Genomic DNA, 14,472 nt, shown 5'->3' with positions numbered 1-14,472 from the left:
CGCATGTGCCATCTTTGCGGACGCTGCCACCTGCCATATACGTCAGATTCAAATGAACGCTTCTTTCTCTTCCATCCCCGTTGAACTGGATGCCATTGACCGGCAGATCATCGCCGAGCTTCAGGCAGACGGTCGTATGACCAATGTGGAGCTGGCCAAACGCGCCGGTATTTCCGCTCCCCCCTGTCTGAGGCGTGTCAGGCGTCTGGAAGAACTTGGCATCATCAAAGGGTATCATGCAGAAGTTGACGCAGCCCTGCTTGGCTGGTCGCTCAATTTTTATGCCCTCATCGGTCTCGATAGCCAGAAGGGAAGTGTTCTGGAGGCCTTCGAGGCGCAGGTCGGCGCCTGGCCCGAAACACGCGAATGTCACATGATCCGTGGCGGAGGAGATTTCCTCGTCCGTCTCGTCGCTCGTGATGCTGCCCACCAGAACATTCTGACCCGGCGTCTGACAGACAGTGTCCACGTCGTGCGGGTGCAGACACTCCAGACCATTCATACCAGTCGTGATCTGGCTGGAGTTCCTATCTGATGGCAGAAGCATCCCCAACGGTTAGCGCTGGGATGCTTTTGCCTGCCCGGATCAGCATTATTGTTCCCTGCTATAATGAGGCAGAGAATATTGTTCCCCTTGTCGCGGCTTTGGATGCAGCTCTGGAAGGAGAACGTTGGGAAGTCATTTTTGTTGATGACAATTCCCCTGACGGAACTGCCGAGCGCGTTTCAAAAGTTGCGAACAATGATCCTCGTGTAAGGGGCATCAAAAGGGTAGGACGTAGGGGTCTCTCATCCGCTGTTATTGAAGGTTTTCTGTCGTCCAGCGCACCGTATGTGGCGGTCATGGATGGGGACCTTCAGCACGACGAGACTGTTCTGCCCAAAATGCTGGCAGATCTTGATGTCGGCTCCGATATTGTTGTCGCCAGCCGCCACGTAGAAGGCGGAGACAATGCGGGGCTGGCAGGTTATTGGCGGCATCTTCTGTCAGACACCGGAATTCGCGCTGCTCAATCGGTTTTGCCGCACCGCCTGACTGATCCGATGAGCGGGTTCTTTGCCATGCGGCGAGAGCTTTTTCAGGCTGTTCTTCCAAAACTTTCCGGAACCGGCTTCAAGATCCTGCTGGATCTGGCGATGTCTGCGCCAAAATCCGTGAAGATTACGGAAGTTCCCTTTGTTTTTCGTCCGCGTCTTGCGGGAGAAAGCAAGCTGGATGTCGTTGTTCTTCTCCAGTTCGCAATGATGATTCTGGATAAAGTCACGCATGGCTGGCTGCCATCCCGTTTTCTGGCATTTGCGCTGGTCGGAATTGTTGGCGTGGTCGTGAATGTTGCCGTGATGCAGATTGCCCGACTGGGAGGAATGGATTTTTCTCAGTCTCAACTGGTTGGAACGGCCGTTGCCATCCTGACAAATTTCCTGCTCAACAACCGTCTGACCTATCATGACCGTCGCCTGAAGGGCGCGAAGATGTGGGTGGGATTGATCATTTTCTTCGCCGTCTGTTCTCTCGGAGCGGCCGCTAATATCGGGGTGGCCCGTATGGTGCTGCACGATGTTGGCCATGGGCACTGGGACCGTGCGTCTGCCGCAGGGGCTGTGATCGGTGTCGTCTGGAATTACGCTGTGTCTTCCACTCTCATCTGGCGCTGACGTGACTGATAATTTCAAGAAGCAGGCCAGCCTGTTCTGGGCGCTTCTTGTTGCCCTGACTGTGACACGCCTCGGGTTGGCAGCATGCCTGCCGCTCACGCCCGATGAGGCTTATTATTGGGTGTGGTCCCGCCATCTCCAGGGTGGCTATTTCGACCATCCTTTCATGGTAGCCCTCTGGATCAGAATTGGGACATGGCTGGCTGGTGACACGTCTCTGGGGGGGCGTCTGCTCGGGCCGCTTTCCGTTCTTCCGGGAAGCTGGGCACTGTACCATGCGGCTAGGCTATTGCTCCCGTCGCGCCCTTGGCCGTTATCAGGCTTTCAGGCCGTTCTTCTCCTGAATGCAACGCTGATGCTCGGACTTGGATCGGCGACCATGACGCCGGATACCCCGCTGGTATTTTTCGTTTCGGTGTCTCTTTTTGCACTCGGGAAAGCGGTTTCATCGTCGGGGAGCAGAACAACAGGTTGGTGGCTGTTAACGGGTGTTTTGCTCGGTCTCGCCTTCGACTCAAAATATACCGCTGTTCTGATCGGTTTAGCCCTTGGGGGGGCAGTTCTCACGACCCCAAGGTTCAGGAAGCAAGCTGGTCCATGGCTTGCAATTCCGCTTCTGATCATCACGACAGCCCCAGTCCTTCTCTGGAATGCATCCCATCATTGGGTCAGCCTGCTGAAACAGGGCGGACGAGCAGGCGACTGGCATCTGGCTCGTGCCTCCCAGTTTCTGCTGGAGCTTCTTGGAGGTCAGATTGGTCTGGCGACCCCCCTTGTTTTCGGGCTCTTTGCTCTGGGTGGCTGGGCGTGCATCAAGCGGAACAGGCTTCTGGCATGGCTAAGCCTTCTGCCTCTCGCTGTGTTTGTCACGCATGCTCTGGGCGATCGGGTACAGGCAAACTGGCCGGCTGTTGTTTATCCCGTCCTGGCTTTGGCTGCGATAGAAGCCGGCCGGAGTGTTCGGTGGCCGGTCATCAACGGAATAGCCTTGACCGTACTGGTTTATGGACAAGCCGTTTTCTCTCCGTTGCCGTTTCCCGCCGCTAAAGATCCGATCCAGCGACAGACGGCTGGATGGCCCGATTTCAGTCAAGAACTTGTCGCTCGTGCTCAGGAGACGGGAGCATCGGCTTTCGTGGCTGAAGAGTATGGTCTCGCATCTCAACTCGCTTTGACACAGAACAGCCTTCCGGTTCTGGGATCAGATCCAAGGTGGAGCCTGTTTTCTTTTCCGTCTGCTGAGGTGCCGCTCGGTTTAAAAATTGAAGAGCTTCACCGCATTCCTACAGTGCTGGATCAGGACACGCTGTGTCGCCAGAGCCATGGCCATAATGTGCGGTGTTACCGTGTTGACGTTGTGAAAATGCCGTCTGGTGTGCAGCTGCCAAGGCGGACTTAAAGCTCTCCTTAACCTTTGATTGCCATACTGACCTCTCTCAGGAGGCAGCATGTCGAAAGCAAACGGCAAGGACGAGCGCAGGATCATCATCAAGCGTTTTGAAGTTGTAGAAGGTGGCCATCACGGCGGAAGCTGGAAGATTGCCTATGCGGACTTCGTGACGGCCATGATGGCGTTCTTTCTAGTCATGTGGCTCATCAATGCCACGACAGAAGAGCAACGTAAGGGCATCGCTAATTTCTTTAATCCGATAGCAGTTCAGCAGGACGCACTACCCAAACTGAGCGTCATGCCCGATCTCTCTCCCATCGCGTCCTCTGATCGCCCTATGGCGGTCAAGCCCGGTCAGGTCGCGGGGCCAAATCCAGATGACGGTCTATCAGGACAGAATCATCTTCCCCAAAAAGATGCGGAAAAGCACAGCGCACAGATTGTAGTTCTGCGCGATGGGCAGATCGAGCCAGGAGAGCCCGTATCCGGCCAAGGGGCATTTCCCCACAAGCAGGCCTTCCAGAGTGCCGCCGATCAGATCAGTAGGGCCCTGAATGCCCCGTCACAACTGGCAGACGTCCGAGACCAGGTCTCCGTTCAGGTCGGTGATGACGGGTTGCATGTGGAGATTGCGGATTCTGAACATCAGCCAATGTTCGCGCTGGGTTCTGCCACTCCAATGCCGCGCGCTCTTCAACTCCTGAGGCTGGTCGCTCCCTATCTTGAAAAGCTCCCCGGGCACCTCTCCATTGCCGGATACACGGATGCGGCACCTTACAAATCCGGTTTGCCATCCAACTGGAGCCTGTCCAGCAGCCGCGCGGTTGCGGCGAGGGACGTTCTTGTTCAGGCGGGCTTTCCGGACCGACGCCTGCAAACTGTCAGCGGCTATGCCGATAGAAACCTTTTTGATCATGCCAATCCGCTGAGTCCACGGAACAGACGCGTCGTTCTGGTTCTGTCTCCCGATCAACCATAATCAAGTCGCCACTCAGGAAATATTGAATGTTTATTCTTATCGGCCTTGGTGTCGTTCTGGCCTGCGTGTTTGGCTCTTTCGTGGCATCAGGCGGCGCCATAGGTCCATTGCTTGCATCCATGCCCTTTGAACTCCTGACAATCCTCGGGGCAGCAATCGGCACATTTGTCATGGCCAACTCAATTTCCGCTGTGAAACACCTTCCGGCCGGTTTGAAGAAAGCCATGAAAGGCTCGCAGTACGGTCGACAGGATTATCTTGAACTTCTGGGGCTGCTGTTCCACGTCACCAAGCTGGCGGCCAGCAAGGGGATGATGGCTATTGAGAGCCATATTGAAGATCCCCAAGGCAGTACAATCTTCGGGGCGTTTCCGAAGATTCGGGATAACGGACAGGTCTGTTCCTTCATCTGCGATTACCTGCGGATGGCAGGCATGAATGCGACAGATCCGTTCCAGATGGACGACGTGATGGGGCGGGAGCTTAAAAAGAACCTGCGGGAGGAAATGCATCTTCCTCACGCACTGCAATCCGTTTCCGATGCTCTTCCAGCCCTCGGAATTGTTGCTGCCGTTCTCGGTGTGATCAAGACTATGGCATCCATCAGCAAGCCTCCTATCGTGTTGGGCGAGATGATTGCCGGCGCGCTTGTTGGAACGTTCCTCGGTATTCTGCTGGCATATGGCATTGTTGCCCCGATTGCTGGTCGTCTTGGGGGCGTTGTGGAAGAAGAGGCGTCTTACCTCGATTTGGTTCGTTCCGTCATTGTCGCGCACTTGCAAGGAAATGCGCCTCAGGTCAGTGTAGAAATCGGCCGCAAAAGCATTCCCTGTGACCTCATGCCGACCTTTCAGGAGGTAGAAGAGGCTGTCAGTGCCGTTGCCGTGGGGTGAGGTTGTTTTCCCGCGGGTGATCTTTACGATGCCGTCATCACTACGAATGACGGCCGAAAGGATCAGGCATGCGTCCCTCCGCACTGCGGGCTCTCTGTCTCTTACTTCCTCTTTTTCCTTTTGCGTCGGTACAGGCTGCTACGGCCACTCCCTCAAGGGCTCAGCTTGAGCAGGTCGATGGCGGACCAGCCCTTCACTGGGTGAAGGCTGAAAACAAAAAAACACAGCACGCTCTGGCTTCTGACCCCAGATACAAGCCGCTTTATGATCGGATCCTCTCGGCTCAGCAGTCACCGGATCGTCTCGCTGTTCCCACACAAATGGCAGGAGAGATCTGGAATTTCTGGCAGGACAAAGTCCATGTCCGCGGGGTGTGGAGAAGCACGTCCGAGGCTGATTTCAAAAGCGGACATCCGCTATGGAAGACGCGCTTTGACTTGGATGAGCTCTCTCGGTCTGAACATGCCAACTGGGTGATGGAAGGGTTGAACTGTCTGGAACCAGCAGACCGGATCTGCCTTCTGGGCCTGTCCAATGCGGGCGAAGACGCGCACGAACTGCGAGAATACGACACGACCACCAATGAGTTCGTGCAGAACGGTTTCCGGTTACCAAACGGAAAGCAGGCGGTCGCATGGCTCGATAAGGATACAGTCCTGGTCTCTCGGGACTGGGGCACGACGGATGCCGGTCTGACAACATCAGGGTATCCGTATGTTGTCCGTGCCCTGAAGCGTGGGCAGAGCCTGTCTCAGGCTGAGGAAGTGTTCCGTGGAACCGGTCAGGACATGGAAGTCGTTCCCACTGTCCTGCGGGACGGGCAGGGGCATCAGGTCGTTCTGATCGATCGGCATAAGGATTTTTTCCATAGCGAAGTTGAACGACTGGATCCCGTAACGCTCAAAACAGTCCAACTGCCCATGCCGGAAAAATATGACGGTTTGAGCTATCAGGATGGCCAACTGGTCTTCCATCTGCTCCAGGACTGGCCCACGGCGAAGGGGACAATCCCTGCAGACAGCGTTGTCGCCGTAAATCCAGATCATCCTCACGCCCCTGAGATCATTGTCACCCCGACCAAGCGGCAGACCATCGGGGATGGAATGGATGGTGCTATTGCGGCGACCAAGGATGGTCTGATTGTTGTCATGTATGACAATGTTCAGCCCGTACTGATGCTCTATCGCCGGGGTTCGAACGGCCATTGGTCTGGGCGGAGCATTGAGCTGCCCAAAAACATGGCCGCCAGTATTGTCTCTTCTGATCCCCACAGCTCAGAAGCATACCTCCAGCTCGAAGGCTTCATTCAGCCGCCGCAGATCTGGAGCGTCAACACAGCCAGGCAGAACACCCAGCTTCTCTATAGCCAGCCCGAACTGTTTGATTCATCAAAGCTCACGGTTGAGCAGCTTTTTGCGGCCAGTAAAGACGGAACGCAGGTCCCGTACTTTGTTGTGCATGCGAAAGACTGGACGAAGAATGGTGCCAATCCCACGCTCATGACTGCCTATGGTGGCTTTGGCCTCTCGTACCTGCCTGTCTACCATCCAGACCTTGGGATCACGTGGTTCGAGCGTGGTGGGGTTTACGTGATGGCTAATATCCGGGGTGGCGGAGAGTTCGGCCCAGCCTGGCATGAAGCCGCGCGTCACGCAGGACGCCAGTCTGCCTATGATGACTTTGCATCCGTGGCCCGGGACCTGTTTTCGAGAAACATTACATCGGCCAAGCGTCTGGGTATTCGTGGACGATCCAATGGCGGCTTGCTGATGGGGGTAGAATTCACGCAGCATCCGGAATTGTGGAATGCGACCATCATTGGTGTGCCGCTGCTCGATATGCTGAATTACGAGCATATGGCTGCAGGCGAGTCATGGGCGGCTGAATACGGAAGTGTGTCTACACCTGAAGGAAAAGCATTCTGGGATAAGACGTCGCCACTTCAGGCTTTGAAGCCGGATGTGCATTATCCAACACCATTTATTTTCACTTCGACCCGAGATGACCGTGTTGGCCCTGTGCATGCTCGTCTGTTCGCAGCGCGCCTTCAGGAGCTCCACGTACCCTTCTTCTATTACGAAGATATGGAGGGAGGTCATGCCGGAACCGTCAATGCTGCCGAGGTGGCGCATGAACGGGCCCTGGAAGCAGTCTATCTAAGCCGCAGGCTGATGGACCCACGCTGAGGGGAGGCTTGCCTCCTTGCCGTAACAGGTAAGGGGGCAAGTTCTGAAATCTTTGTGTGATGGCAATAAAAAAAGCCGCGCCCCTAAGGGCTGCGGCTTTTCTCGTCCGTTCAGATAACGGGAAGGACTTTAGAAGCCTTCACGCTCCAGACGCTTGCGCTCCATCTTGCGGGCACGACGAACAGCTTCTGCTGCTTCGCGGGCGCGACGCTCAGAGGGCTTCTCGAAGTGGCGACGCAGCTTCATCTCACGAAACACGCCTTCGCGCTGCATCTTCTTCTTGAGCGCCTTTAGCGCCTGGTCAACATTGTTGTCACGAACGAGTACCTGCACGGTGCCGTCAACTCCTTCTGGGCCCGCCTTTAGCGTCACCCGTGATATGGCAATCCAATTGGGATGGAGCCCTTAACACACTCTTTTGGAGATGTGCAATTCATTCGATGGTGCTTGTGCTGATTTTTATCCATGCGCAATCTGCGGGCGATTTGTGCGTTAACGTTCTGCAACTGATAGAGGAAGCTCATGGCCCTGCTCAAGATTGCCCGTATGGGTCACCCTGTCCTGCACCAGATCGCAGAACCTGTTTCTGATCCAAAATCCCCGGAAATCCGCCATTTGATTAAGGATATGCTGGACACGATGGTCGATGCAAATGGCGCCGGGCTGGCTGCGCCCCAGGTTCATCATCCCTTGCGACTTTTCGTCTATCGCGTGCCCGCAAACCGGGTTTCCGATCCTGAGCAGGCTCTGTTGCCACGTGTTCTGATCAATCCGGAAATTACACCTCTTGGTGAAGAGATGATGGTTTGTGGCGAAGGATGCCTTTCGATTCCAGGTTTGCGAGGCGATGTCCTTCGCCATGCCAAAGTCCATTATCGGGGCCTCGATGAAAATGGAGAAGAGGTTGAAGGCGAGGCAGTTGGGTTCCACGCCAATGTTCTTCAGCATGAGAACGATCATCTGGATGGCATTCTCTACCCGCAACGCATCGAGGATTTCAGCCGCTTCGGGTACGTTGAGGAAATAGTTCGGTGACAATGCGCCTTCCGGACGGACCACCTTCTGCGACCGCACATCTCTATCTTCGTGAAGAGCAGATTCGGCAGTCCTACGAAGCACTCATGCTTGCGTGGCGCAGTCTTAACTCAGAATGCGAGACACTTTTGCGGGAAAACGGCCTGGGTTCTGCGCACCATAGAATTCTTTTTCTGGTCGCAGCCCATCCCGGGATCACTCCCAGCGCTCTGCTTGCCAGCCTAGGGATCACAAAGCAGTCGCTGGGTCGGGCTTTGGGAGACCTGCGTGAGCGAAATTTTCTGGTGCAGGAAGAAGACCGGCATGATCGGCGCAAGCGCCCGCTCAAGCTCACGCCTGAAGGCGAGGCGATCGAGCGACAGCTTTTTCAGCTGATCCGTGATGTCATGACACGGGCCTACAGGGAGGCAGGAGTAACTGCGGTTGAGGGGTTCAAGCGCGTTCTTTCACCTCTCCAGATCGCTCCGGGAGGAGGTTTTCGATGAGTGACGAGCATATTCTTGTTGTCGATGATGATTCCCGCTTGCTCAGGCTCTTGCAGCGGTACCTCGCTGAAAACGGCTATCGTGTCACTACGGCGCAAGATGCCCGTCAGGCTCGCGAAGTGCTGCAATTGATCCAGCCGGATGCCATCGTCCTAGATGTCACAATGCCAGGAGAAGACGGGGTTTCGTTAACGCGGGCACTCAGAGCGGAGGGGCTGTCGTTACCGATTCTTCTGCTTACGGCTCGGGGCGAGCCGGCGGATCGGATCGACGGACTGGAATCCGGGGCGGATGATTATCTGGGCAAGCCGTTCGAACCGAGAGAACTGCTGCTTCGCCTTCGTGCACATCTAAGAAGAATTGTGCCCGCCGTTTCCGCAGTCTCCGAAGTGCCCTCTCTTCTACGGTTAGGCGTGCTGGAGTTCGATGTGCCGCGTGGCCTCCTGACCGGCCCGGACGGGCCGGTCCATCTGACAGGAGGCGAGGCCGCCCTGCTGGGGGTGCTGACCAGTCGCCCAGGGATTGTTATGTCGCGCGAAGACATTGCCAAAGCGCTCGACATGGATGAAATCGGAGAACGTGCTGTGGATGTGCAGGTGACGCGTCTCAGGCGGCGCATTGAGGTCGATCCCAAGGAGCCACGTTTCCTCCATACGGTTCGCGGGAAGGGTTATGTTCTCAAACCCGGGATCTGAAGACCACTGGGGGCGGCTTGATCGTCCGCTAAGGCGTGTTCTTCCGCGCTCCCTTTTAGGGCGGTCCATGCTGATCGTCCTGACGCCGCTGCTTGTCACGCAGGCGATCGTCCTGATTTTGTTTTACGGGACTTATCTGAATGTCGTCTCCCGGCGTCTGTCTGATGGCATCACAGGCGAGGTTTCGCTCGTCATGTCGATGCTGGAGCGGACGCCTGAGCAGGATCGGCGCGAAGCTCTTCTGCGAGATGCGTCTGCACGAACCCAGCTTGAATTCGTTTTTCATCCGAATGCGACTTTAGGGCGCGAAGGGACGAACCATGTTCTCGGTCCCATCGACGATGATTTTGAGCGTGCTCTGCATCAGGGGCTGGGACGTCCCTTTTTTGTGGACTGGTCTGCCGTTCCGGAAACTGTCAGAGTCTCCATTGCTCTGCCTGATGGTGTGCTGGACGTCCTGACGCCTCATAAGAGGCTTAGCATAGGCCCGATCTGGATGTTCGTTGCCTGGGCGTTCAGCAGTTCTGCGCTTCTTTTTGTCATTGCCGCACTGTTTATGCGCAATCAGGTGCGCGCCATTCGCAGGCTCGCTCAGGCAGCTGAGCTTTTTGGATTAGGCCGCGATGAGGGGGCTATCCGCCCTCAGGGTGCGCGTGAGGTGCGTCAGGCCGCTATCGCGTTCAACCGCATGCAGGATCGCGTTAATCGGTTTGTCGCGCAAAGGACGGCGGTTCTGGCGGGGGTTTCCCATGATCTGCGGACCCCCTTAACGCGGCTGCGCCTCAGTATGGCCATGCTCCCGACAAAAGGACGCATTCAGGCTGAAGATCTCCAGCCCGATATTCAGGACATGGTGACGGATATCGAAGATATGGAGCGGCTGATTGGCAGCTATCTGTCTTTTGCGCGTGGAGAAGGATCGGAACGCCCCGTCATGACGGATCTACGATCTCTAATTGATGAGGTTGCTGTGGCTGCCAGACGTGCTGGCGGTCAGGTCTTGGGGGTCGAGGGACGGGAGGGTGTTGAAATACCAGTCCGACCGGATGCGCTGAAGCGTGCGCTCACCAATTTGGCAGACAATGCCAGACGGCATGGGGGTGCCATGAGAATCTCTCTCTGGGAAGGAGAGAGAAGGATCGAGATTACAGTGGAAGATAATGGCCCCGGTATTCCCCCTGATCAGCGGGCGACAATTCTGCAGTCAACACGATCAGGGAGTAACGGCGGAAGCGGTCTGGGGCTGACAATTGTCCGCGACATCATTCATGCCCATGGGGGCACCATCAGGCTGCTTGAAAGCCCACTTGGCGGGCTGGGCGTTCTGCTCAGCCTGCCAAAATAGATGGAAGATCAGGGCAGGCTATTACCTGCACCACCATTGCCGGTACCCTGATTGCCCAGTGGGCCCTGGCTGCCACCAAATGTGCTGCTCATGTTGCTCATTGGGTTGTAACGGCCAACGTTACCCAGCAGCTCCTGAATGACCGACGTCTTGGTGCCCGGCGTTGGGGTTGTGGCGCCCACCATGCCGACGCGAATGGAATCCTTGCGGTTCAGGGTATCCATCTTCCGCAGTACGCCGGAGTTGTCGAAGTTCAGAACCACGACCTGCTGCTTGTCCACCGTTGGGAAGCCCAGCGGCGTTGGAGACGTGATCATGGACACATAGATCCATGTGTTGTCGTCAAAGGTTGCGTGTGCGGTCGGGGAGCCGAGGCTGTCGAGCACGTCAGACCGTGTGCTGGTGCCTGGCACCAGCTGGGCGTAATCGGTCTTCTCGATGAGCGAACCGCGCGGCTCGGGAATCGGGCTGAATACCGAGCATCCTCCCAGAAGGAGCGGAGCACAGGCCAAACCGGTGAAACCGAGGCGTTGCACAAGACGTGTTCTGCTTTTGGTCGTCAGAAAAGATGCGTTATTCATGGAACCGGAAACTATCCTGTGCAAGAGAACCGCTCAACCCTGCGGGTGCCTTAAACGATACCTGCCTGTCAACGATTTCCCCTATGTAACCGGGGATGGAGTGCTCAAATGTCTCATTCTCCCGAATTTTCACGTCGTATCCCCCTGAGTCGGGTAGGGGCAGGAACAGAAGAAACCGTGACGGCAACCCCGCAGGAGCGTGAAGCCCTGGCGCGGCGGTTTGGCATTCCGGCAGTGCATCATCTTGAGTGTCGCTTCGTTCTGACACCTGAAAGCAAGACCGAAATTCTTGCTCAGGGCCGTCTGAGCGCAAAGGTGACACAGGAATGCGTCATTACGGCAGAAAAATTTGACGATGTGCTCGCCGAGACCTTTGTTCTGCGCTTCATTCCGGAATCCCAGATGCCGGAAGATGAATTCGACATCGATTCCATTAATCTGGATGCCCCTGACGACGTTCCGCATGATGGCAAGGCGCTGGACATTGGCGAAGCCGCTGCCGAACAACTGGCCCTGATGCTGGACCCATATCCTCGTCTTCCAGGTGCCGGTCTGGAAAATGCTGTTGACGTGGCCCCTGCGGAAGGGGAAGAAGGGGACGATCAGTCCGAGGACCTGCCTGAGTCAGAGCGTCGCCCAAACCCATTTGCAGCGCTCGTGGGTCTGAAGAACGGGGATAAAAAAGAATAAAATCCCTCGCTTTAGCTTGCGGGTTTGCGTTTGCTCTGCTAGAGCCGCCCGCCTGAACTCGGCGTAAATACGAGACGACGAACAACGGGGCACCGGATGCCGCTGGGAGCGGAGCAAGGGTGCCGACACAGAAGCAGAAAGAGGCATAAAAGCCATGGCCGTCCCTAAAAGAAAGACCTCGCCGTCCCGTGCTGGCATGCGTCGCAGCCACCATGCCCTGCAGGCTGAAGCGCATGCGGAATGCGCGAACTGCGGCGAACTGAAGCGCCCGCACCACGTTTGCAGCCATTGCGGTCATTACGATGGTCGTGAAGTTGTTGCAGCAGGCAAGAGCCTGAAGACGGCCGTCCGCGCCTGATCTCTTCTGCGGATGCTCTGATGGAGTATCCGCATCTGCGATGCTGTCCGGGAAACTGTCTTAATGTCTAAAGCGCCTGTCACGCCTGTTCGTGACGCCGCGGCCCTAGGGCCTTATGCCCTTGCCGTCGACGCAATGGGGGGAGACAGGGCACCGGATATCGTCCTTGCCGGTCTCGAACTGGCGGCTGATCGTCATCCGACAGCCAGACTGCTCCTGATCGGAGATGAGGCGGTTCTAAAGCCGACTCTGGCACGATATCCTAAAGCTGCCCGCATCTGTGACATTCGTCACGCTCCAGCCAGCATTCCAATGGAAATGAAGCCGACCGCAGCTTTGCGCGTTCGTGGCTCTTCCATGCGTCTGGCTATGGAGGCTGTATCTTCTGGTGAAGCCCGTGGCGTTGTGTCTGCTGGAAACAGCGGAGCGATGTTGGCTCTGGCCAAGATTATCGTCAAAGCGCTTCCTGGAATTTCCCGCCCTGCGATGGTTGCTGTGCAGCCCTCTGCGCGCGGTGATACCGTCATGCTCGATCTCGGCGCCAATATCGCGTGTGACGCCCGCAATCTGGTAGAATTCGCCGTCATGGGCGAGGCTTTTGCTCAGGCCGCACTGGGTTTGCCAAAGCCCACAATCGGGCTCCTGAACGTTGGCTCTGAAGACCTTAAAGGTGACGAGAGGCTTCGTCAGGCTGCGGAGCGTCTTCGTGACAGCACACTGGCGGAACAGTTTCACGGCTTTGTTGAGGGGCATGACATTACCGCCGGGACGACGGATGTTGTCGTGACAGATGGTTTTACTGGGAATGTTGCCCTGAAAACAGGCGAGGGCGCTCTTAAGCTGGCTTTCGGTCTGTTGAGGCGCGTCTTCGAGACCAATCTGCTCACCCGTATCGGTTATCTGCTGGTTCGCCCGGGGCTGGAGCGAATGCGGGAATGGATTGATCCACGGCGTTATAATGGCGCTGTTTTTGTTGGGTTGAATGGCGTTGTTGTGAAATCTCATGGTGGCGCAGATGGCGAAGCTTTTGCCTCAGCCGTCGATATCGCAATGGATGCCGTAACCCATAACCTGAACGACAAGATCCGTGCCCGCCTGGATCAGCTCGGTATGCTTGGAGCTGATCCAGCTTCTGCTGCTGCCAGCACGGTCGCCCCAGAACCTGTGAGCTGAGAAACTTTATGTCCGGTCCCCTTCGTGCCCGCCTGACAGGCGTGGGTGGCTATCTGCCGCGCACGATTGTCACGAATGACGATCTCGCTCAGAAGATCGAAACATCCGACGAGTGGATCCGGGCACGCACGGGTATCACGCAGCGTCACATCGTTTCAGGGGATGAGACGACGGCGTCCATGGCCGCTGCCGCGGCGCGTCAGGCTCTTGAGCAGGCCGGTGTAAGTGCTGACGACATTGACGCCATCATTGTGGCAACCTCCACGCCAGATCAGGTTTTCCCCGCGGTGGCAACACAGGTGCAGGCCCTGCTCGGAATTACCAAAGGGTTTGGCTTCGACATCAGCGCTGCATGTTCGGGGTTCGTCTATGCGTTGGCCTCAGCAAATTCGTTCATTCAATCCGGGTTGGCCAAGAAAGTTCTCGTGATTGGGAGCGAGGTCTTTTCTCGACTGCTGGATTGGAATGATCGCACAACCTGCGTTCTGTTCGGGGACGGCGCCGGCGCGGTGCTTCTGGAAGCAGGGGCTCAGGAAGGTGAGGGCGTTCTCTCGACCCATCTTCATTCTGATGGTCGATCTGGGGACATTCTGTACGTTGACGGGGCAGTAGGCTGCGCAGGCACGACTCAACATCTTAAAATGCTTGGGCGAGAAGTGTTTCGTCATGCGGTTGTTAAGCTTTCCCAGGCTGTTGATGAAGCACTGGAAGCCAACAACCTGACGGGGCAGGATATTCAGTGGCTTGTACCGCATCAGGCCAATCTCCGTATTATTGACGGTATGGCCAAAAAGCTGGCTCTTCCCGCCGATCGTGTCGTGGTGACAGTGGACCGTCATGCTAACACGTCTGCCGCTTCCATCCCGTTGGCTCTGAATGAAGCCGTCAGAGACGGTCGTATCCAGAAGGGCGATCTTGTTCTGATGGAAGCGCTGGGTGGCGGTTTAACCTGGGGTTCCGCGCTCGTCCGCATGTGAGACGGCGCATTGTCTTTCAAGGTTAACGA

The 14,472-nt window shown here is 56.4% G+C and carries 16 protein-coding genes; 14 read left to right on the top strand and 2 right to left on the bottom strand.

The window, feature by feature from the left end; genetic code table 11:
* Nucleotides 1-52 precede the first annotated feature (52 nt).
* From KP705_RS06400 to KP705_RS06375, 6 genes are all read left to right on the top strand, one after another.
* On the top strand, nt 53-535 hold the full coding sequence (locus KP705_RS06400) for an Lrp/AsnC family transcriptional regulator (RefSeq protein ID WP_046902047.1): 483 nt from the start codon (nt 53-55) through the stop codon (nt 533-535).
* Nucleotides 535-1,656 (top strand): glycosyltransferase family 2 protein, encoded by a 1,122-nt coding sequence (locus KP705_RS06395; protein WP_252348265.1) that lies wholly within the window; start codon nt 535-537, stop codon nt 1,654-1,656. The genes KP705_RS06400 and KP705_RS06395 overlap by 1 nt, the downstream gene beginning before the upstream one ends.
* A gap of 1 nt (nt 1,657) precedes the next feature.
* Nucleotides 1,658-3,055, top strand: a complete 1,398-nt coding sequence (locus KP705_RS06390; RefSeq protein WP_308267190.1) for a glycosyltransferase family 39 protein — start codon at nt 1,658-1,660, stop codon at nt 3,053-3,055.
* A gap of 49 nt (nt 3,056-3,104) precedes the next feature.
* Nucleotides 3,105-4,025, top strand: coding sequence for a flagellar motor protein MotB (locus KP705_RS06385; protein ID WP_046901395.1), 921 nt, complete (start codon nt 3,105-3,107; stop codon nt 4,023-4,025).
* A 26-nt stretch (nt 4,026-4,051) separates the two neighbouring features.
* On the top strand, nt 4,052-4,918 hold the full coding sequence (gene motA, locus KP705_RS06380; protein ID WP_046901396.1) for a flagellar motor stator protein MotA: 867 nt from the start codon (nt 4,052-4,054) through the stop codon (nt 4,916-4,918).
* Between the two features lie 68 nt (nt 4,919-4,986).
* Nucleotides 4,987-7,104, top strand: coding sequence for a prolyl oligopeptidase family protein (locus KP705_RS06375; protein WP_046901397.1), 2,118 nt, complete (start codon nt 4,987-4,989; stop codon nt 7,102-7,104).
* A 129-nt stretch (nt 7,105-7,233) separates the two neighbouring features.
* On the opposite strand, the gene rpsU is transcribed toward KP705_RS06375, so the two are convergent.
* Nucleotides 7,234-7,437 carry a 30S ribosomal protein S21 gene (rpsU, locus tag KP705_RS06370; RefSeq protein WP_007283570.1) on the bottom strand — a complete coding sequence of 68 codons (204 nt, stop codon included), beginning with the start codon at nt 7,435-7,437 and terminating at the stop codon, nt 7,234-7,236.
* A gap of 189 nt (nt 7,438-7,626) precedes the next feature.
* On the opposite strand from rpsU, the gene def reads away from it, so the two are divergent.
* From def to KP705_RS06350, 4 genes are read left to right on the top strand one after another with little or no spacing between them, the layout of a single operon-like run.
* Nucleotides 7,627-8,139, top strand: coding sequence for a peptide deformylase (def, locus tag KP705_RS06365; RefSeq protein WP_046901398.1), 513 nt, complete (start codon nt 7,627-7,629; stop codon nt 8,137-8,139).
* 2 nt (nt 8,140-8,141) lie between these two features.
* Complete coding sequence (locus KP705_RS06360) at nt 8,142-8,624, top strand: MarR family winged helix-turn-helix transcriptional regulator (RefSeq protein ID WP_232309068.1); 483 nt, start codon at nt 8,142-8,144, stop codon at nt 8,622-8,624.
* On the top strand, nt 8,621-9,319 hold the full coding sequence (locus KP705_RS06355; RefSeq protein WP_046901400.1) for a response regulator: 699 nt from the start codon (nt 8,621-8,623) through the stop codon (nt 9,317-9,319). The genes KP705_RS06360 and KP705_RS06355 overlap by 4 nt, the downstream gene beginning before the upstream one ends.
* The gene (locus KP705_RS06350; protein ID WP_046901401.1) at nt 9,297-10,664 is read left to right on the top strand and encodes an ATP-binding protein; all 1,368 of its coding nucleotides are present in this window, start codon (nt 9,297-9,299) and stop codon (nt 10,662-10,664) included. Before KP705_RS06355 ends, KP705_RS06350 begins: the two co-directional genes overlap by 23 nt.
* Nucleotides 10,665-10,672: 8 nt before the next feature.
* Here the strand turns inward: KP705_RS06350 and KP705_RS06345 are convergent, their stop codons facing one another.
* On the bottom strand, nt 10,673-11,245 hold the full coding sequence (locus tag KP705_RS06345; protein ID WP_046901402.1) for an outer membrane protein assembly factor BamE: 573 nt from the start codon (nt 11,243-11,245) through the stop codon (nt 10,673-10,675).
* 108 nt (nt 11,246-11,353) lie between these two features.
* Here KP705_RS06345 and KP705_RS06340 point away from each other — a divergent pair, with 108 nt between their 5' ends.
* The 4 genes from KP705_RS06340 to KP705_RS06325 all read left to right on the top strand — a co-directional run bounded on the left by KP705_RS06340 (nt 11,354) and on the right by KP705_RS06325 (nt 14,443).
* Entirely contained in the window at nt 11,354-11,935 is a 582-nt protein-coding gene (locus tag KP705_RS06340) for a DUF177 domain-containing protein (protein WP_064273133.1), read from the top strand.
* A gap of 154 nt (nt 11,936-12,089) precedes the next feature.
* A complete protein-coding gene (gene rpmF / locus KP705_RS06335) occupies nt 12,090-12,293 on the top strand; it encodes a 50S ribosomal protein L32 (protein ID WP_046901404.1) in 204 nt (67 codons plus the stop codon).
* A gap of 63 nt (nt 12,294-12,356) precedes the next feature.
* Nucleotides 12,357-13,466, top strand: coding sequence for a phosphate acyltransferase PlsX (gene plsX / locus KP705_RS06330; protein ID WP_215764188.1), 1,110 nt, complete (start codon nt 12,357-12,359; stop codon nt 13,464-13,466).
* 8 nt (nt 13,467-13,474) lie between these two features.
* Nucleotides 13,475-14,443 carry a beta-ketoacyl-ACP synthase III gene (locus tag KP705_RS06325; protein WP_215764187.1) on the top strand — a complete coding sequence of 323 codons (969 nt, stop codon included), beginning with the start codon at nt 13,475-13,477 and terminating at the stop codon, nt 14,441-14,443.
* The last annotated feature ends 29 nt before the right edge of the window (nt 14,444-14,472 follow it).

Source organism: Gluconobacter sp. P1D12_c, assembly GCF_018812105.1.
GTDB lineage: Bacteria > Pseudomonadota > Alphaproteobacteria > Acetobacterales > Acetobacteraceae > Gluconobacter > Gluconobacter oxydans_A.
This window is presented reverse-complemented; position numbering and strand designations above follow the sequence as displayed.

Excerpts from the sequence above, each read along its gene's own strand:
- KP705_RS06355 (WP_046901400.1), top strand. The coding sequence starts at position 8,621 with ATGAGTGACGAGCATATTCTTGTTGTCGATGATGATTCCCGCTTGCTC.
- motA (WP_046901396.1), top strand. The coding sequence starts at position 4,052 with ATGTTTATTCTTATCGGCCTTGGTGTCGTTCTGGCCTGCGTGTTTGGC.
- KP705_RS06345 (WP_046901402.1), bottom strand. The coding sequence starts at position 11,245 with ATGAATAACGCATCTTTTCTGACGACCAAAAGCAGAACACGTCTTGTG.
- plsX (WP_215764188.1), top strand. The coding sequence starts at position 12,357 with ATGTCTAAAGCGCCTGTCACGCCTGTTCGTGACGCCGCGGCCCTAGGG.
- KP705_RS06360 (WP_232309068.1), top strand. The coding sequence starts at position 8,142 with ATGCGCCTTCCGGACGGACCACCTTCTGCGACCGCACATCTCTATCTT.
- def (WP_046901398.1), top strand. The coding sequence starts at position 7,627 with ATGGCCCTGCTCAAGATTGCCCGTATGGGTCACCCTGTCCTGCACCAG.
- KP705_RS06375 (WP_046901397.1), top strand. The coding sequence starts at position 4,987 with ATGCGTCCCTCCGCACTGCGGGCTCTCTGTCTCTTACTTCCTCTTTTT.
- KP705_RS06350 (WP_046901401.1), top strand. The coding sequence starts at position 9,297 with ATGTTCTCAAACCCGGGATCTGAAGACCACTGGGGGCGGCTTGATCGT.
- KP705_RS06385 (WP_046901395.1), top strand. The coding sequence starts at position 3,105 with ATGTCGAAAGCAAACGGCAAGGACGAGCGCAGGATCATCATCAAGCGT.
- KP705_RS06400 (WP_046902047.1), top strand. The coding sequence starts at position 53 with ATGAACGCTTCTTTCTCTTCCATCCCCGTTGAACTGGATGCCATTGAC.
- KP705_RS06340 (WP_064273133.1), top strand. The coding sequence starts at position 11,354 with ATGTCTCATTCTCCCGAATTTTCACGTCGTATCCCCCTGAGTCGGGTA.
- rpmF (WP_046901404.1), top strand. The coding sequence starts at position 12,090 with ATGGCCGTCCCTAAAAGAAAGACCTCGCCGTCCCGTGCTGGCATGCGT.
- KP705_RS06325 (WP_215764187.1), top strand. The coding sequence starts at position 13,475 with ATGTCCGGTCCCCTTCGTGCCCGCCTGACAGGCGTGGGTGGCTATCTG.
- KP705_RS06395 (WP_252348265.1), top strand. The coding sequence starts at position 535 with ATGGCAGAAGCATCCCCAACGGTTAGCGCTGGGATGCTTTTGCCTGCC.